Source organism: Pseudoalteromonas prydzensis, assembly GCF_011050055.1.
In the GTDB taxonomy this organism is placed as follows: Bacteria; Pseudomonadota; Gammaproteobacteria; order Enterobacterales; family Alteromonadaceae; genus Pseudoalteromonas; species Pseudoalteromonas prydzensis_A.
On the sequence record NZ_DRGM01000048.1, the window covers coordinates 1 to 18573 of the forward strand.

General features: G+C 36.7%; 15 protein-coding genes. 13 read left to right on the forward strand and 2 right to left on the reverse strand.

What is annotated here, in order from left to right; all coding sequences use genetic code 11:
* Window position 1 precedes the first annotated feature (1 nt).
* Complete coding sequence (locus tag ENH88_RS04160; RefSeq protein ID WP_304179825.1) at window positions 2-370, forward strand: DUF1294 domain-containing protein; 369 nt, start codon at window positions 2-4, stop codon at window positions 368-370.
* A 64-nt stretch (window positions 371-434) separates the two neighbouring features.
* Here ENH88_RS04160 and ENH88_RS04165 read toward each other — a convergent pair whose 3' ends face one another.
* Together ENH88_RS04165 and ENH88_RS04170 are read right to left on the reverse strand one after the other, a co-directional pair.
* Window positions 435-791 carry a PEGA domain-containing protein gene (locus ENH88_RS04165; protein WP_024595403.1) on the reverse strand — a complete coding sequence of 119 codons (357 nt, stop codon included), beginning with the start codon at window positions 789-791 and terminating at the stop codon, window positions 435-437.
* Window positions 792-962: 171 nt separating this feature from the next.
* Window positions 963-2936 (reverse strand): serine/threonine protein kinase, encoded by a 1974-nt coding sequence (locus tag ENH88_RS04170; protein ID WP_197184739.1) that lies wholly within the window; start codon window positions 2934-2936, stop codon window positions 963-965.
* A gap of 493 nt (window positions 2937-3429) precedes the next feature.
* On the opposite strand from ENH88_RS04170, the gene tagH reads away from it, so the two are divergent.
* The 12 genes from tagH to ENH88_RS04230 all read left to right on the forward strand — a co-directional run bounded on the left by tagH (window position 3430) and on the right by ENH88_RS04230 (window position 18563).
* Complete coding sequence (gene tagH, locus ENH88_RS04175) at window positions 3430-4740, forward strand: type VI secretion system-associated FHA domain protein TagH (protein WP_197184740.1); 1311 nt, start codon at window positions 3430-3432, stop codon at window positions 4738-4740.
* Window positions 4741-4755: 15 nt separating this feature from the next.
* A complete protein-coding gene (tssJ, locus tag ENH88_RS04180; protein WP_024598484.1) occupies window positions 4756-5220 on the forward strand; it encodes a type VI secretion system lipoprotein TssJ in 465 nt (154 codons plus the stop codon).
* Between the two features lie 14 nt (window positions 5221-5234).
* The gene (gene tssK / locus ENH88_RS04185) at window positions 5235-6563 is read left to right on the forward strand and encodes a type VI secretion system baseplate subunit TssK (protein ID WP_076924340.1); all 1329 of its coding nucleotides are present in this window, start codon (window positions 5235-5237) and stop codon (window positions 6561-6563) included.
* A gap of 21 nt (window positions 6564-6584) precedes the next feature.
* Window positions 6585-7865 (forward strand): type VI secretion system protein TssL, long form, encoded by a 1281-nt coding sequence (gene tssL, locus ENH88_RS04190; RefSeq protein WP_076924339.1) that lies wholly within the window; start codon window positions 6585-6587, stop codon window positions 7863-7865.
* Window positions 7866-7874: 9 nt separating this feature from the next.
* Complete coding sequence (gene tssM / locus ENH88_RS04195) at window positions 7875-11387, forward strand: type VI secretion system membrane subunit TssM (protein ID WP_197184741.1); 3513 nt, start codon at window positions 7875-7877, stop codon at window positions 11385-11387.
* Complete coding sequence (tagF, locus tag ENH88_RS04200; RefSeq protein WP_197184742.1) at window positions 11369-12097, forward strand: type VI secretion system-associated protein TagF; 729 nt, start codon at window positions 11369-11371, stop codon at window positions 12095-12097. The genes tssM and tagF overlap by 19 nt, the downstream gene beginning before the upstream one ends.
* A complete protein-coding gene (locus tag ENH88_RS04205) occupies window positions 12090-12887 on the forward strand; it encodes a PP2C family protein-serine/threonine phosphatase (protein WP_076924336.1) in 798 nt (265 codons plus the stop codon). The genes tagF and ENH88_RS04205 overlap by 8 nt, the downstream gene beginning before the upstream one ends.
* Before the next feature lie 220 nt (window positions 12888-13107).
* Window positions 13108-14223, forward strand: coding sequence for a type VI secretion system protein TssA (tssA, locus tag ENH88_RS04210; RefSeq protein WP_024598490.1), 1116 nt, complete (start codon window positions 13108-13110; stop codon window positions 14221-14223).
* A gap of 16 nt (window positions 14224-14239) precedes the next feature.
* Window positions 14240-14743, forward strand: a complete 504-nt coding sequence (gene tssB / locus ENH88_RS04215) for a type VI secretion system contractile sheath small subunit (protein ID WP_024598491.1) — start codon at window positions 14240-14242, stop codon at window positions 14741-14743.
* Window positions 14740-16230 (forward strand): type VI secretion system contractile sheath large subunit, encoded by a 1491-nt coding sequence (gene tssC / locus ENH88_RS04220; RefSeq protein WP_024598492.1) that lies wholly within the window; start codon window positions 14740-14742, stop codon window positions 16228-16230. The genes tssB and tssC (ENH88_RS04220) overlap by 4 nt, the downstream gene beginning before the upstream one ends.
* A 36-nt stretch (window positions 16231-16266) precedes the next feature.
* Window positions 16267-17793 (forward strand): type VI secretion system contractile sheath large subunit, encoded by a 1527-nt coding sequence (tssC, locus tag ENH88_RS04225; RefSeq protein WP_304179843.1) that lies wholly within the window; start codon window positions 16267-16269, stop codon window positions 17791-17793.
* Between the two features lie 2 nt (window positions 17794-17795).
* The gene (locus ENH88_RS04230) at window positions 17796-18563 is read left to right on the forward strand and encodes a type VI secretion system accessory protein TagJ (RefSeq protein WP_024598494.1); all 768 of its coding nucleotides are present in this window, start codon (window positions 17796-17798) and stop codon (window positions 18561-18563) included.
* Window positions 18564-18573 lie beyond the last annotated feature (10 nt).

Below are 18573 nucleotides of genomic sequence, written 5' to 3' on the forward strand. Positions count from 1 at the left end.
ATTGATAAAGAAAATATTAATAACGTTCTCATTACTTTACTTAGCTGCCATTTGGCTGGCTTACCCACTGCAATACTTACCCGTTTATATACCAATATATGTACCTGGTTATATAAGTGTATTAAGTGCTATAACTTTTTTTATGTACGCGTGGGATAAGCGACAAGCTAAACGCTCTTCACATACAAAAGTAAACCGCACACCAGAGCGCACACTGCAGCTTCTTGCATTATTTGGAGGATGGCCAGGGGCATTACTTGCTCAACAATTACTTCGTCATAAATCGCAAAAGCGACGTTTTATTATTGTGTTGTGGTTATGTGTTTTAGTGAATGTTGCGGCTATGGGGGGATTATATTTTTTTGTGTAGTTTAAAATTATGCCTTTAATACATGTGAAATGTTCAAAGGCATAATTAAAGTTTAGATATTGGACTAGTTAGCCGCTTCAGTTGCTGCTACTTCATCTAAATTTACTGTTAAAATTGTCTTTTTATCGACTACAACCCACTTGCGGTAAGTTAAGTAACCTGGCTTGCTTACTTCAACGTCATACTTACCTTCTTTAAGTTCAATAGCATCTTGGTACACAGGCGCAATGTTCATAATGCGTACGCGTGCATCACTAGGGTTAGTGATTACAGTTAATGAAATAGGTGCTACAGCTTCAACAATTTCTTCTTGTACTTGAACTGCTTCTTCTTTTGCAAGTTGCTGCGTTTCATCTACAGACGATGTAGTTGAACAACCACTTAGTATTAGTAATGCCGCTAGTGCGCTTATCTTTTTCATAGGTACTCCATAAACTCATTTAAATAGTGATAATTACGAAAAATCTTGGAGGAGTTTATGCAAAATGATCGCTCAACCCGTCGTCCTTGACCTTCGTTTGTTAAAACAAAACGTTTGTTAGTTTAATATATTTTTAGTTATTTGGTGATGCTCACGAAATAAAATAGTTGTTTAAAGCATTACATTATCAAGAGATTGAGTAATAGCTTCACTTCTTTCAACTAATTGTTCTGCTGTGCGGTACATCTTTCTTTTCATTAACGTATTTGCCATAGTGATATAGCGTCTAGATAATTCTTGTTTTAAAGAAACGAGTAATGAAAAGTCTTTAGGTAATGTTGCAGACTCGGTATTGATTAATTCTTCAAAATCTAATAAATCTTTGTACTCTTCAATAGTCTCTAGTTTTTGTGTGTATCTATCAAATCTAGGACCGTAAAATACGATGGCATCTTCAGTAGGAAAATCAGCTGGCTCACCTAGGTTTACTTTCTTTTGGTAAAGCGTTAAAGCATCTATCGCCGACTCTCTTTTTAGCAGATTGGCAAAGCCAAGTTCGTTTTTTTGATTATTGGTGAAAATAGCTTTACCAACATTAAGTAAAGATTTTTGCGTGATAACATCATCTTCTTCAATAGCTTTATCTAAGGCAAGTTTATAGTTATCAAAATGTACTTCAGACGGGCGATAAACGTAGGTGCTATCGACTACACTTAAATCATTGATTAATTGTGGAATACTATTATTGTCCAGTTCACTATAGCGAGATTGCTCAAGTAACAAATCAATACGAGAAGTAATATCTGAAATTATTGATTGGCGCTCTCTTAAAATGCTTTCGAGTTGTACCGATAGCTTTTCTGAATCTGGGTAATACTCCAAGGCCTTACTATAAACATTAATTGTTTCATCAAAGTCTTTAAACTTGTTAGCGCTTGTATTGATTTGATTCGCTCTGTAATCAAAACGTTGTAGAATATTAGCTTGATTAGATCTTAATAAGCCTTGTTTTAATACCTCGTATTGAGGTGGGATTTCTGCAAGCTTGTTTAGAATCTCCGGTCCATTCCAAGACATCCATGTTTCTACTTGTTGGTTTATTGCTTTTGCATTATCTAATTTAGCTTCAAGCTGCTTTATATTATTTGTATTTGATAGATAGTATTGACCAGCCAAAAGGGCTAACACAACAGTACTGGCTGCAAGTGCTATTGCCGGTTTAAAGTTACTTTGAAGCTTATCTAAAACAGGCTTTAACGAATCAGTTCTTTTTGCTGCATCTAAAGAAATTGCTTTATTAAGCGTGCCCCACAACCATAAAGGGCAGTTACTAGGGCGTTTTGCCGATGTATCTTTAGGGAGTGTGTCTGCTGCAACGCGATTATATGGATGTTTGCTACTCAATAATTCTAGGGCAATACACGCATAAGAAAAAACGTCATCTTTAACGGATGCTGCAGCACCTTTAAGTTGTTCAGGACTTGCATAAGTTGGTGTATAGCCCCCTACAGTACCTAAGCTTGATTCGCTTTTAACTGCATAGGCATCTTCAATGGTTTTGTGTTTTGCAATGCCAAAGTCGAGTACCTTAAGGCTACCATTAGAATCGAAAATTATATTTGATGGTTTTAAATCGTTATGAATAACGCCACGAGAATGGGCATAAATTAATGCATCGGCAAGTTGGTTAAGAATTACATTCGCTTTTTTGAAAACCATTCCAGAGGGTTTATTGCGCTTGATTATTTGCTCAAGCGTTTCGCCTTCTACTAATTCCATGGTTACATAATGTAAACCATTATCAGAGCCTGCAGAATATACTTTTACAATATTAGGGTGAGAGAGCTGTTGTGTTTTAGTTGTTTCATCTTTAAGAAGTGAAATAGCTTCTTCAGAATGAGAAAACTCTTCTAACAATACTTTAATCGCTACAAAAACTTCAGGACGACTCGCACTTTCTAAAAATAAATCTCTGGCTCGGTAAATGTAACACATACCACCTTGGCCAATAAGTTCTTCAACTAAGTAGCGATCCGATACTTTTTTACCAATAAGGTTTAATTTATTTATTGCTTTTGACGTGCGAAGTTTTGAGTCAAGTGAAGCTATCTGCGTTTTATCATTAGAACTGTTGACACCGCTCATTATAAATCCTTTTATTGTGCATATTAAAATAATCGCAAAGGTGAGTTTTTTATTTTTATCAATTCTCCCTTTGATAAGTGCCGTATTTTTACAAAAATTAGCTAACTTAGCAATGTTTCTATAGCAGAACTTTCGTACAAAACTTTAAAAAATTTAGAGCTTTTATAGTAATTTTTGAAATATCGTTTAATTGCTATTTGTTTTTATAAACAGTGTAGGCCTACAGGCATTGCTTTATAACACTTCTATGTGCTTAAAATGAATAAAATGTAATGCTAATTATTAAATAGCAATTTTTTAAATGGGAACATACAAAATATCTTTTGTAAGTTTTGAAAGGGCTTTTTTATAGAGGTTTTGTTTAATTTAATTTATTTAAATTTGAGCTTTTGTATGGTTGAGTATATTTTTATATATTAATTTCAATGTTGACAATAGTTTCTCTTCTACTTTATCCTAATGAGAATGTAGATTTATGGGACTAACTTATCAAATGGAACTGATACTAAACATCACTAGTTATCATAGACTCTCTCCAGAAATTGAAGCAACTAAAACAGTAAAAGACTCTCTAATATTTGGCCGTTCAGAAGTATGTGATTGGCATTTTCCGGATCCTGAAAAAATCATTTCTAGTAAGCACGGACGCATAGTAAAAGAGGGTGATTCCTTTTATGTTTACGACACATCTACAAATGGTACTTTTGTAAATTTTGGCGTAGCTCCATTAGGTCAAGGTAATAAACAACGCTTGTCGGATAGTGATACGATCACCGTGGGTGATTTTCAAATAGAGGTGAAATTAGCTACTAATGAAAAAACACCTGATACCGATTATGGTAATTTAAGTGCAGCAGCTAGTATTAGCAAAGAGCCAGCAAGATCTTATCAGCATCCTACTGAGCATTTTTCTGATCCAGAACAGTACTTTAATGAATCAATAATGGATGAGTCTATGCCTGCGGTTTCTATGACTCAGGCAGCTGACGATAATTCAGCAAACCAAATACCTGAGAACTGGGATGAGCTTGCTCACTTAATGAACCCTGGCGCTGTAACTCAACAAGCACCCGTTGTAAGTAAACCACAACAAAAACCAGCTGTTGAACAGCAAATTTCAGTTAATACACCAGTACTAGATACGCCTGTAACTAAACCTCAAGCAGTAAAGCCTGCTCATAAACCAGTAGTGCAAAAAAATCCAACATCACATAATGAAGACACCGCTTTAACTGATGCTTTTTTAAACGGGTTGGGGGTTAAAGCTGAGTTACAAAATTCATTAAACTCACAAGAACTTTGGTTTGAAATGGGCCAAGGGTTAAATCTATTACTGACCGAGTTGATGGAGTCTCTTCGCCAAAGAGCGCTTGTAAAAAACCAATTGCGTTTAAACCAAACGATGTTTCAAACTCAACAAAATAACCCAATTAAGTTTTCGGCAGATATTGATGACGTTATTCAGAATTTATTCATCAGAAATAGTGCAAGCTTCCTGTCGTCTCAAGAATCAATCAAAGAAAGCTTTGTTGATACGCGAAGACATGAACATGCTTTATTAGCAGGAGCTGACGGCGTATTAAAAGGGATGTTAGAGCAAGTTTCTCCCCAACATATAAATCAACAAATAAATGATAATTCTAACGTATTAAAAATCATCCCTGGCCAAACAGAGTCTAAGTGCTGGAAGTTATACCAAAATTTATATGATGAGTTATCTCATGATGTAAATAGTAAGGGAGCTATGGCATTGTCGGATGATTTCTTAAAAGCATACAACGATAGAATTAAAGAATCGTTCTAGAAAGGAAAGTAGATAATGAACAAATTTAAGCTCTTTTTAATGAGTTTCAGTTTACTGTTTTTAGCCATGGGTTGTTCAACTGTTAATAAGTTTGTGCCTCCTTCTACGGATCTAAAAATTAATGTGTCTAAAAATGTAAACCCAGACACGTCGGATAGACCTTCACCGGTAGTAATGAAAATTTTTGAGTTGAGCTCGAGGACAATTTTTGATACTCAGGATTTCTTTAGCTTGTATGAAACACCTGAAAAACAATTAGGCCCAGACTTATTAAAGAAAGATGAATTAGAATTACAGCCAAACTCTGTTCAAGAATATAAAATGACCTTAAACCGCAATACACGATATGTTGGTGTTGTTGTAGCGTACAGAAATATAGATCAAGCACGATGGAGAGCTGTAATCGAAGTTGACCCAACTGGCTATGACGATATAGATGTAAATGTTGAAGCAATTGCTACATACATGAGAGAGCAATAAAAAGGATTTGTATAATGAGTGATAACACTCGTGTTGCCTGGACCGAAGGGATGTTCTTAAGGCCGCAACACTTTCAGCAGTCAGATAAGCACTTTTCGCATTTAATTAAGCAAATTTGTAATGGGAACTTAGCAGATCCTTGGGGCATACTTGATATAAGTATTGACACTCAACTATTAAGTTCAGGCCAGTTTGCTATTGAGTCATTGTCAGCTATTACTCCTGATTTGTTACCTATCGATATGCCTCAATCAACCTCTTTGCCTGAGCCTTTAGTGGTTGGCAAAGATGTTTATGACGAAATAATTTATTTAGCGGTTCCTGCTCTAAAAGCCAGTGGTATTAATATTTCATCGTTGGATGAGGATATTGTTACGCGTTATAAACTTAATGACTTATCAGTAAGCGATGACTCTTTAGGTGCGCAAGCTCAAGAAATTATTCAAGTAGCTAAGGTATTTAGTAAGCTAGTATTGTCATCAGACGATCACGCTGGCTATATATTATTGCCATTAGCACGCATTGTTGAAGTAAGTAGCGAAGGGCAAATTAAGCTCGATTCAAAGTATATTCCAGCTTCATTAAAAGTAGGTCAGTGTAAGCCATTACTTGGTCTAGTGAGAGAAATTGGCTCAATGATAAAGCAGCGCTCAGAAAGTATCGCTGTTAGGTTGTGCCAAGGCTATGCGGGGAGCACATCTGTAGCTGATTTTATTATGCTGCAAACACTAAATAAGTATGACGCTGTTTTTGAAAACCTGTTATCAGTTAATAACCTTCACCCAAATATTCTTTATACACGTTTAATAGAGCTTGCAGGTGAGCTATCTACTTTTAGTACAGTAAACAAAAGAGTACCTAAATTACCTAAGTACGATCATAAAAATTTAGGTCCTGTATTTAGTGAAGTCGTAAACTTTTTATATCAATCTTTAAGTCATGTAATCGAGCAAACTGCAACAGAAATAAAGCTAGAGCAGAGCAAGTTTGGTATTTCTTTTGGTGCGCTCAAAGACAAATCTGTACTTAGCTCAGGTCAATTTATATTGGCTATTAAGGCGAGTGTTCCTCACGAAGAGCTTCGTAAGATATTACCTTCTCAAATAAAAATAGGTAGCGTTGAGACGATCCGAGATTTAGTAAACAATCAGATCCCAGGTATTACAATCAGTAACTTACCAACTGCACCGCGTCAAATTCCTTACCATGCAGGTTTTCATTATTTTGAATTAAATAAACATGGTGAGCATTGGGCAAAACTTCATTCAAGTGGTGGTATTGCTATTCACTTGTCAGGAAGTTACCCCGAGTTACAACTAAGCCTATGGGCAATAAGAACTTAACTTTTAAAAGGAAGAGTTTCAATGGACGAAACCATTATAAAACCACGTCCTGGTCGATTAGGGCGTGATGCCTCAAATAATAATCAAGTAGATAATGATCCAGACAAAACAGTCATGTCTGTTGAGCCTGTTGCAAGTAGTATTCCTAGTAATGCAAAGGTATCTATATTTAAAAACCCATTAATGGAAGCAGCAACAGACTGCTTTTCATTGGTTATTTCAATTAGAAAATCAGTTGAGATGACTAACTTAGCTGCTTTAAAGCATCGATGTGTAGAGGCTATTAAACGCTTTGAAGTCGAAGTTCGTAATCAAAACCTATCAAAAGATGTAATCAAAAACTCCCGTTATTGCTTATGTGCAATTTTAGATGAGTCTGTTTTAAATTCTAAATGGAGCTCTATGGAATGGGCTGACGAAAGCTTGCTTTCAACATTTCATAAAGAGACCTTTGGCGGAGAGTACTTTTATACTTTACTAGACAATGCATTGTCTCAGCCAGAGCAACACAAAGCCTTTTTAGAGCTTCAGTACCACTGTTTAAATTTAGGTTTTAAAGGTAAGTACAGGTTAGATACTGTGGGTGATAATAAAGTAGAAGAATACCGCTCACAAATGTACCACCTATTAAATCAATTAGATGGGCCAATCAATAATAAGCTTTCTCCTAACTGGAAGCAAAGAGTAGCCGCTGGTGTAGAATTAAGAAATCAGGTGCCGTTGTGGGTTATTTTTTCTGTTCTGGGCTTACTTTTACTTACTGTTTATTTATTTATAAATATGAAGCTAAATGATGATGTTACGGCTGTTAATGACAAGCTTGCTATCATTCATCCTCTAGCTGAAGACCAAGCAATAGACAAAAAGGATCAGCAGCTACTTGTATTAGAGCAGCTATTACAAACTGAGATTCAAATGGGGATTGTAACGATAAAGAAAAATATCGATAGAATCAGAATCTCTATTAATAGTGAGAGCCTTTTTAACCAAGGTGACTCTAAATTATTACCTTCATTTCAACCTATTTTAGAAAAGCTAGCATTGAGCCTTGAAGGAACTAAAGGACGTATTTTAATAACTGGCCACACAGACGATACACCAATTAGAACTGATAAATATCCTTCAAATTGGCACCTTTCTTTAGCGCGCGCAACGCAAGTTGCAAACTCTATGGCTAAAAGTACAAACCTCAGTGGGCGTTTATGGCCCGAAGGTAAGGGCGCAGCAGAGCCTATTGCCAGTAATTCAGATTCAGCTTCTCGGTCACTTAACCGACGAATTGAAATCGATTTATTATTTTAAGAGGCTGAAATGAGTTTTTCACAAAAAATAAAAAAAGTGACCTACGCACTTACATCTCGTACGGCAATGCTAGTTATTGGCTTTTTGGCTTTATCATTACTAATTTGGTTTGGCGGCCCATTAATAGCGATAGCTGACTATGTACCACTACAAAGTATTGCAGCAAGACTGTTTACTATTATATTGGTTTTATTGGTTTTTTCTGTGTCTAAAATTTATCGTCTTATGCAACAAAGCAAACGAGACGAAAAAATGGCTGATGAGTTAATTGATAGTAATAGCGATACAAATAGCTCTGAAGTAAATGAAGAAATTACCACGCTTAAAACGCGAATGAACGAAGCTATCGATCTTTTAAAAGATGTAAAGCTGTTCAAAGGTAAAAACATTTACCAGCTGCCTTGGTACATAATGATAGGACCGCCAGGGGCAGGCAAAACTACCGTTATTCATAACTCAGGGCTTGATTACCCGCTAAAAGATAAGCTGGGAGTTGATTTAGTTCATGGTGTTGGCGGTACGCGTAATTGTGATTGGTGGTTTACCAATAAAGCTGTTTTAATTGACACTGCAGGGCGCTACACGACCCAAAGCAGCCACGCAAAGCATGATTCACGTGCATGGGAAGGCTTTTTAGGATTACTTCGTAAGTACCGTCCTCTTAGGCCGATTAATGGTGTAATGATCAGTATGGGTATTTCTGAGCTTATGAGCCAGACCAAAACTGAGAGAAACCTACATGCTCGCGCTATTAAACAACGATTACAAGAGCTACAAAGCCAATTAGGCATGACTTTTCCTGTTTACGTTATTTTTTCTAAAGTTGATTTAATAGAAGGCTTTAGAGAGTTTTTTGGCGAATTAACTGAAGAAGAATGTGAGCAGGTCTGGGGCGTAACCTTTGAACTTGATTTAGATAAAGACACGCAAGTAGATGCATTTAATAAAGAATTTCACACATTAATTTCTAAATTAACCGAGATGTTAAATCGTAGATTAATTAATGAAAGAAACGAAGAAATTCGCGCTAAAATATTCGAATTCCCAAGGCAGCTTCGTGTGCTACAAGGTGTAGGAGATGCTTTTTTAAAAGAAATATTCACTCCTAATGCATACGAAGAACTACCAATGTTTCGTGGTGTTTATCTTACAAGTGCAACGCAAGAAGGTACGCCATCAAGCTTTTTAAACGAAGCAAACGCAGGCGAATCTGGATACATTAACCAATCTAAAAGCTTTTTTATAAAGAATGTATTAGAAGGTGTAATTTTTCCAGAGCAAAACTTAGCAAGCACTAACAAACATCATGACAAACAAAATAAATGGCTTCGTGTTGGTAGCATATCGCTTGCATGCATAGCTTTATTTGGTTTTTCAACATCGTGGTACTTTAGTTTTGCTTGGAATAGTAACTTAATTTCAGAGACTGAGGATGCGATTGCAACGTACCAAGAGCTTGATACCGCCTCATTTGATCGTAATAACTTATTGGTACTAAACGACAGATTAAAAGCTCTTAGAAACTTACCTGCAAGCAACCCTGAACTTGTTAATACACAAGAGTCTAAATCAATTGGGTTTAACAAACTAAATGAAATAAAAATGGCTTCTACACAAGCCTACGACCGTTCATTGCAAACGTATTTAGAACCGTTTATTGCAAGTACCTTAATTAAAGAAATGGAAGCTCATCCTGAGCACTTGAGTTATTTATACGAAACACTGAAGTGTTACCTCATGTTGTTTCAGCCTGAATACTTTGAAGGCGAAGATATAACGGTATGGTTTAACGCGTATTTAGAACGTAATTTACCAGGCGATAAAAATATGCAAACCAGAGTAGAGCTGATGGAGCATGTTGCTACATTACTTGAAAACGGTGTTAGCCAAATTGAAATTGATAATCAAGCAGTGCGTGTTGCACGAGCTGAGCTAACTAAGCTACCAATTGCTGAGCGAGCATACCAACGACTTCAAGCCGACTTCTTAGATAGCAGTATCCCGCCATTTAGGCTTACAGATATTATTAGTTTCGAAAGTGCGCAAAAATTTACTTTTAGAAATGACGGTGAGCTTACGCGAAGTATCCCTGGCTTATATACATTTAATGGTTTCCACGGCATTTTTAATGTTGAGAAAAGTAAAATGCTTGGTAATTTAATGGCAAGTAGCTGGGTGTATGGTGAAGAGGCCACGGGTACCTACGATATTTCTAAAGATGAAATAGAGAAAAAGCTAGAGCAGCGATATTTTCAAGATTATATCTATTATTGGCAATCATTTATTGATGATTTGAGCCTTAATCAATATAGCTCTCCTGCTGAGGGGGTTAATATCACTGATGCTCTAGCGGGTTCTGAAGCTCCTATTAAAAATATTATCACTGCTGTTCAAAAAAATGTGCAGCTAACTAAATTACCAGTATCTGATAATCAAAAGGCTGCAGGTAAAGTGGCAGCAAATGCTGCTGAAATTGCTATGCAAACAAAGGCTAATCGTATCAAACGATTTTTACCTGACGAAGCCCCTAAATTTGATATTAAATTACCGGGTCATCAAGTTGAAGAAGCTTTTGAAGATGTAATAAATATTGATGCTCAACAATTAGATAATATTCAGAAAAACCTAAGAGAGTTAAACGTTTACTTAACCAAACTTGATAGAGGCGATCAGTTAAAGTCGTCAATTAAAGATCAAATTAGCGGTAAAAGTAAGCCAAGCTTTATTCGTCAACTTGAGTTCCAAAGCCGAGACTTACCTTATCCGTTTAATAGTTGGTTGTTAGATATCAGTCGTGATACTAGCAATATAACTAAAAATAGTGCCAACAGACACTTAAACGAGATGTGGAAAAGTAAGGTGTTACGCGAATATAACGCTGCAATTGTTGGCCGTTATCCGTTCTCTCCATACGCAGATAAAGAAGTGAATATGAAAGATTTCACTCGATTCTTCGGCCCTGGAGGAACAATTGATAGCTTTTTCACAAACTATATTGCGCCAAGTGTAGATATGAGCTCAACGCCATGGAAATTTGAAAAAGATATAGGCATTAGCCGAGATACATTAGCGATGTTTGAGCTTGCTAATCAAATTCAAACTGTCTTTTTTGATGGCGGTAGTGCAACACCAAGAATTGAGTTTGGTTTAAGGACTGTAGAATTAGATCAATCAGTATCAAAGTTCAGGGTCGAAATTGATGGGCAATCTATGTCATATCGTCATGGGCCAATCAAAATAACTAACTTTGTATGGCCAGGATCAACAGGGCAAAGTAATACTCGGATTGAATTTACTCCTCCAAGTGGTGGTCGCCCTATTAATACAACTTACCAAGGTGAATGGTCGCTATATCGTATGTTAGACGAGTTAAGTGCTAAAAGAGCAAAAACACGTGAAGACTTAGAGTTACATTTTTCACTCATGGGGAACAATGCGAAAGTCGAGTTATTGCCTAAATCAATCAGGCATCCATTTTGGAACAAAAGTGTAGAGAAGTTTTCATGTCCGACCCGATTATAAATATTGGTTATCTTGGCAAAGTGCCTAGTTTAGGTGACTTTGTACAAGATAACGTATCGAAAGAGTTTTCAGAGCATTGGGAGCAATGGCTGCAAGCAGCCATTGCAGTGAGTAAAGAGCAACTAGGTGAAGTATGGCAAGATAACTACTTAACCGGACCAGTATGGCACTTTGCATTATCGCCAAATATTGTTGGTGACAAAGGGGTTATGGGTACGTTGTTTCCGAGTATGGATGCCGTGGGACGACATTACCCTTTTACTGTTGCAAGTACACTAGAGCATGCACCGATTGATGTTTTAAACTCGGGTGTGTTCTCTTTAGAGTATGAAGATACTGTATTAAAAGTTCTAGATAGTTCCGTTGATTTGTTTTCTTGGCGTAAAGAGGTTGCTAAGTCTTTAAGTGCTATATCTGGAGTTAAAAAGCAGGTTAGCTTTTTAAATTCAGCAGATAAAAATAAAAGTGCAGAAGCATTTGAGTTTTCAGGTGATGAGCTATCGAGTGAAGTTCTTCAAGATGCAATGCATGCTCTTTTATTAAAAAGACATGGCGATTACAGTGTTTGGTGGACGCATGGCTCTTGCAACATAAAACCAATGGTACTTATAACTCCTGGCTTGCCTGCGGTAAATCAAGTTGCGGCAATGTTAGATGGAAGGTGGAAACACTGGGAATGGAATTTTACACAGGTAAGAAATAGTGATTAGCAAGTTTAGTACAAGTTATGCAATTACCCATCGTGGTGCTGTCAGGCAGCTTAACGAGGATGCGCATGTAGAAATAAACAGCCATAACTTATGGGTTGTCGCAGATGGGATGGGTGGTCACGAGGCTGGTGAAGTTGCCAGCCAACTTGTTGTAGATGTATTAAGAGCAAAAATTGAAGAGCTTCCACTTGAAAAACTAGAAGTATCACACATAGTTGAAGCCATTGAAGATGCTAATAGGCAATTAAACGAATACAGTGCCCAATATCTAGGTAGTAAAACCGCGGGCAGTACAGTTACCGCATTATTTTTAAAAAATAATAAGTACTATGTTTTGTGGGTTGGCGATAGCAGAGCTTACATGCTGCGAGATGGTCAACTTAGGCAAATATCAAGAGATCACAGCCAAGTAAATGATTTAATCGATGAAGGGATTATCTCAGTAGAAGAAGCTAAGACGCATCCATTATCAAATGTAATCACAAGGGCTGTAGGTGTAACCGAAGAAGTAAAAGTGGACGTTATTCAAAATGAAGTGAAAACAGGCGATATATTTTTACTTTGTTCAGATGGGCTCACCGGCGAATTGTCAGATGAAGACATATGTTTGTCATTAGAGCCAAGTAGTATTATTGATTCAGGAATGGCGTTAATGCACTCATCATTAGTGAGAGGTGCAAGAGACAACGTAACGTGTATTTTAATAAAGTACGATGAAAGTTATGCTGGCAATAATTCAGAAACATTCAACATTCAAGATGAAGCTACAATTCCATTGTTTTCAAGGTAGCTCTATTTTAAAATGAAATTGTTTTAGTTTACTTTATTTGAGTTTTTACTTTAATTACATTTATTAATTTAAAGTATATTAATATTCTAATTGTTTATGTAAAAGCAATAATCAAGGTTTAAACTCAATTGTAACTAGGCTTGTAATTTATTATAAAGAATGTAATATAAAATCCGCTCAGCTTTATTAGAGTTTTATGGATAATTATTAGGACGACGGAATGTTTTTATTTGAAGAGTATATTTCCCCTATTTCAGACACCGAGATTGCAGGTATTGATCCCCGTTCTGATGTTTCTCCTACGTCGACTTATTACGCCTTAAAAGATTTAAGAAACCAGCTTCGTGCCGCAGAAAGAAATGCGTTGGTTGATGAAGAAGGTATTTCTTCATTAGCAAGAGATTGGCTTCCTTTATTAGAACAATGCAGTAAAGCAATTAAAAACGAAAGCAAAGATATTGAATATTTAGCTTGGTTTATAGAAGGCCTTTGCCGTATTCACGGTTTTAAAGGCTTAGCTTTTGGTTTTAAGGTTGCTCATAATCTGCTCGATAGTTATTTTGATAAGCTGTATCCGTCATTAGATGACGATGATGAGTTATCCGATAAAATTTCAGCTTTAGTTGGTCTTAATGGCTCTGCTGGTGAAGGTACTTTAATAATTCCTATTAAAAGCATCTACTTGACAGACAGTTCCAGTATGGAATCGTACTCTTTTTGGGAGTATCAACAAGGCTACGACATTTCTCGTTTAAGTGATGAAAAAAGAGAGAAAAAGCTTAATCTAGGTGCGGTTGACTATGAACTCATAGAAAGAAGTGCATCAGAAACCAGTACTGAATTTTTTGTGACTTTGAAGCATGATATCGAAAGTGCTATTGAACAGTTTGCTTTATTAAGCGAAGTTATGGATAGAGTGACAGGTCAACCTCAGCCAACGTCTAACATAAAGCAAGCGTTAGAAGTTAGCCTTGGAGCTGTTGAACATGTTGCGGCTGATAAACTTGAAGCTGCAGAAAAAGCTAAAGCAGCTCTCAATGCGGTACAAGAAGTTGTTCACAGTGATGACGAAGAAGGTCAAACTACTGTAAATCAAACTGTAAAAGCTAATAACGAAATTAACTCAAGAGAAAGTGCGATAGATAAACTCAAAGAAATTGCATCTTTTTTTAGAAAAACAGAACCACACTCGCCTATGTCTTACACCATAGAGCAAGTAATTCGATGGAGCGAGTTGTCGCTACCTGAATTGTTAAATGAATTAATTACAGATAGTGATGCTAGGACTGGGTACTTTAAGTTGTCTGGCATTAAAATCAGCGAAACTGAAACATAAGTAAAAGGAGTTCTCTATGAGTATCCATGATAAATTAAAACGAGTTCGTAAGCCTCGCGTACACATCACTTATGATGTGGAAACTGAAGGCACTGCAGTAAAAAAAGAATTACCATTTGTTGTTGGTGTTATGGGCGACTTCTCTGGTGATAACACTGAAGCATTAAAACCACTTAAAGATAGACGATTTGTGCAAATAGATCGTGAAAACTTTAATGACGTTTTAAAGCGTATGAGCCCTTCACTAAAATTATTAGTTGATAATACGCTTAATGATGATGGTTCTGAATTTGAAGTAAAACTAAACTTTAAATCGATTGACGATTTTGAGCCAGCAGCTGTTGTGAATCAAGTTGAGCCATTACGTAAATTAATGGAAACACGCAACAAGTTACGCGATTTAATGACTAAGATTGATCGCTCAGAAGAATTAGAAAACGTACTTGAAGAAGTATTAAGCAATACAGCAAGCTTAGACTCTATCGCAAAAGAACTAAAAATAGAGGAGACTGAAAAATGAGTACAGAGCAACTAAGTACTGAATTAGAGTCTACTTCAGAAGCAACGTCTTCACTTTTAGAGCAAGCAATTGGCGCAACTAAACAAACAGATGCAAGCCGTGCAGAAGAGTTACTTAAAACACTGACAGAAGAAGCCTTAAAAGGGACTGTTCAGTGGAACAAAAACATGACAGTGACGTTTAATGAAGCGATTCAATTAATCGACCAAAAAATATCTAAACAGCTAAGTGTAGTTATGCATAGCGAAGAGTTTCAAAAGTTAGAAGGCTCTTGGCGAGGTTTGCACCATTTAGTGATGAATTCTGAGACAAGTGCTACACTTAAAATTCGTATGCTAAATATGAAGAAAAAAGAACTTCATAAAGACTTAAGTAAAGCTGTTGAATTTGATCAAAGTCAAACATTTAAGAAAATCTATGAATCTGAATTTGGTACTCCAGGTGGCGAACCTTACGGTACTATCGTAGGTGACTTTGAGTTTACTAATCATCCTGAAGACGTTGAAACATTAAGCCTAATGTCTAATGTTGCAGCAGCTGGTTTCTGTCCGTTTATTGCAGCTTCATCTCCTTCATTATTTGGTTTTGATAATTGGGAAGAGCTAACTAAACCTCGCGATTTAGAAAAAGTATTTGAATCTCTAGAATACACAAAATGGCGCTCGTTTAGAGACAGTGATGATTCACGCTTTGTATCACTAACAATGCCTCGTTTCCTATCTCGTCTGCCTTATGGCGCAGCTTCAAAACCAGTTGAAGAATTTAACTACGAAGAGTTTGAAGTAGAGCCAAAAGATGGCCGTTCATTAAGCACTGATAACAGCGACTATTGCTGGAGTAATGCTGCATATGCTATGGCTACTAATATGACTAAAGCATTCGCTCAGTATGGTTTTTGTACTGCAATACGTGGTGCTGAAGGTGGCGGTAAAGTAGAAGGTCTTCCTACGCATATTTTCACTAGCGATGATGGCGATCCAGATCTTAAATGTCCGACTGAAATTGGCATTACAGACCGACGTGAAGCAGAACTAAGCAAGTTAGGTTTCTTACCTCTTTGTCATTACAAAAATACAGATTATGCAGTATTTTTTGGTGGCCAAAGCTGTCAAAAACCACAAATTTACTCTACTCCTGATGCAACAGCAAATGCGGCAATATCGGCTCGCTTACCTTACTTGATGGCTACTTCTCGTTTTGCTCATTACTTAAAAGTAATGGCGCGCGACAAAATTGGTAGCTTTATGGAAGCGGAAGATGTTGAATCTTGGTTAAACCGTTGGATCTTATCGTACGTAAATGCGACTGAGGGTGGTGGTCAAGATATCAGAGCGCGTTATCCTCTAGCTGATGCAAAAGTATCGGTTAAGGAAATTCCAGGTCAGCCAGGTGCATACAATGCAGTTGCATGGTTACGACCTTGGCTACAAATGGAAGAGCTTACTTCTTCTTTACGTCTTGTAGCTAAAATTCCAGAGATCGGTTAATAAACTGATCTTTAGCGTTAAGGATAATGCAGTAGAATGAATCACGAAGAGTTTTCATTTATAAATCAAGACTTCGCTTTTGTACAAAAAGCGCAGTCTAGAATAAGTGATAATGAGGCTTTACTCGATAGGTTTTTAAACGAAAAAAACCTAGATAAAGCCTTGTTGTTATGGCTTGAAGGCTCTTCAGATTCACCTATATCTTGGACTAAAGAATCACTTGGTCCTTATTTACAGCGCGTAATTGTTGAACTTGATCAACTCATTTCTGAACAATTAAACCTCATAATTCATAATGATAGATTTCAAAAGCTAGAAGCCAGTTGGCGTAATCTTTGGTGGCTGATACTTCAAAGCGAACAATACGACAAAGAAAATAAAGTAAAAATAAAAGTATTGAACTGCGATTGGGCAACACTCTCTAAAGATGTAAACAAAGCTATTGATTTTGACCAAAGCCTATTTTTTCAACTACTTTATCAAAGTGAGTTTGATAGCGCAGGTGGCGAGCCATTTGGTGTAGTAGTAGGTGATTATGAAATTAGTAACATGTGCTCAGCAGGCACAATTTATAATGACATAGACACAATAAAAGAAATATCTAGAACCGCTGCCGCTGCTTTCTCTCCATTTATTTGCTCAGCTTCTCCTAACTTATTTGGTGCAGACAACTTTTCTGATTTAGGCTATTACGGAGACTTATTTAACCAGTTTGAACAACCCGAATACGCTAAATGGCAAAGCTTTCGAGCGATGGAAGAATCTCGTTTTATTGGGCTTACGCTTCCTCATGTATTAGTTAGACCGCCATATAGCAATGATGGAAAACGTCATCAAGATTTTTACTTTAAAGAACAAATTAAAGACCCTGAAAGCGATATGCTTTGGGGCAATGCCGCATATCAATTTGTATCTACCTTAATAAGAGCATATTGCGATAGTGGCTGGTTTGGTCACATTCGTGGTATTGAGCCGGGTAAAATTTCAAAGGGGCTGGTTACAGGGCTGGCGAGAGACAGTTTTGCAAACGACACCTATCAAAAAGAAGCAAAGCCACCACTAAACTTGTTAGTGACAAGTAAGTTTGAAAAGCAATTTTCTGAACTTGGCTTTATTCCAGTATCGTCAGTGACTAATACAGAACACATTGTTTTTTATAGTAATGCATCGGTTCAAAAAACCAAAAACTATGAATCAAGCGCCGCTAATATTAATGCGCGCTTATCTTCAATGCTGCAATATATTTTGTGTGTATCTCGTTTTGCTCACTATTTAAAGCTACTAGCTCGAGACCGTGTCGGCTCTTATAACACGGCACAAGCTTGTGAGCGAGACCTACAAGCGTGGATAAATAATTATACAACGGCTTCAGACTCCTCCTCCGAGCATATAAGAAGTAAGTACCCGTTAAGTAATGCCAGAATAAAAGTCAGTGAAAATAAAGCCAATCCAGGGCATTACTTTTCTGTTTTACAATTACAGCCACATTTTCAATTAGATCAGATGATCTCCAGTATTAAATTAATTACAGAGCTCAGTCCTCATCATAAAATAAAGGAATAGTCATGAAAAAAATACATAGCTTAATTCGCGAGGGGAAACTTACTGATGCATTATCTTGTTGTGCTACAGAGCTTCAAGATGAGCCATTAAACTTTGATATCAGAAGTATTTACGCCGAATTACTTTGCATAAATGGTGAACTTGAAAAAGCCGATAAACAGCTAGATTTCATGGTACAAAAAAATCCAGAATTTGCAGTAGGTGCAGTAAATTTAAGGCACTTAATTCGTGCTCAGCAATCTCGTGTAGATTTTTATCAAGGTAAAGGCATTCCTAAGTTATTTCATGATGCGAATGAGTTAGACACACTATTTTTGAAAATGCATGTTGCTCTGTTAGAAGGCTCAACTGACGAAGCAGCTCAGTTAGCTCAAGAGATGGAGTCTTTAAGAGTTAGCACAGACGAGGCATCAACAAGAGATCTCGATGATTGCTTAAGCCCGTACCTAGAGGTTTTAGGTACTAATGGTGAGTTTTATCTAGCAAACTTTAACGAAATTGAATCGTTAAAAATGGAGCCAGTAGAATCTTTATTAGAAAGTATTTGGTTACGTGTTGAAATTACAATTAAAGATGGTCCATCAGGTACAGCTCATTTACCACTTGTTTATATTAACTCTGAATCGGAGCTTGAAAAGCTAGGTCAAGTGTCTGACTGGGTTGAGTTAAAAGATGAATTTATTATAGGTAAGGGCATGAAAATGCTGTTTGTTGATGATGAGGCTATCACCATCCCAAATTTAAAAATAAGCTCACTTGAAACAGCATAATTTAAGCTTA

Bases quoted from the DNA above. Each gene is read 5' to 3' on its own strand.
- tssK (WP_076924340.1), top strand. From the start codon at position 5,235: ATGAGTGATAACACTCGTGTTGCCTGGACCGAAGGGATGTTCTTAAGG.
- ENH88_RS04170 (WP_197184739.1), bottom strand. From the start codon at position 2,936: ATGAGCGGTGTCAACAGTTCTAATGATAAAACGCAGATAGCTTCACTT.
- tagH (WP_197184740.1), top strand. From the start codon at position 3,430: ATGGAACTGATACTAAACATCACTAGTTATCATAGACTCTCTCCAGAA.
- tssC (WP_024598492.1), top strand. From the start codon at position 14,740: ATGAGTACAGAGCAACTAAGTACTGAATTAGAGTCTACTTCAGAAGCA.
- tssB (WP_024598491.1), top strand. From the start codon at position 14,240: ATGAGTATCCATGATAAATTAAAACGAGTTCGTAAGCCTCGCGTACAC.
- tssC (WP_304179843.1), top strand. From the start codon at position 16,267: ATGAATCACGAAGAGTTTTCATTTATAAATCAAGACTTCGCTTTTGTA.
- tssM (WP_197184741.1), top strand. From the start codon at position 7,875: ATGAGTTTTTCACAAAAAATAAAAAAAGTGACCTACGCACTTACATCT.
- tssL (WP_076924339.1), top strand. From the start codon at position 6,585: ATGGACGAAACCATTATAAAACCACGTCCTGGTCGATTAGGGCGTGAT.
- tssA (WP_024598490.1), top strand. From the start codon at position 13,108: ATGTTTTTATTTGAAGAGTATATTTCCCCTATTTCAGACACCGAGATT.
- ENH88_RS04165 (WP_024595403.1), bottom strand. From the start codon at position 791: ATGAAAAAGATAAGCGCACTAGCGGCATTACTAATACTAAGTGGTTGT.
- tagF (WP_197184742.1), top strand. From the start codon at position 11,369: ATGTCCGACCCGATTATAAATATTGGTTATCTTGGCAAAGTGCCTAGT.
- ENH88_RS04230 (WP_024598494.1), top strand. From the start codon at position 17,796: ATGAAAAAAATACATAGCTTAATTCGCGAGGGGAAACTTACTGATGCA.
- tssJ (WP_024598484.1), top strand. From the start codon at position 4,756: ATGAACAAATTTAAGCTCTTTTTAATGAGTTTCAGTTTACTGTTTTTA.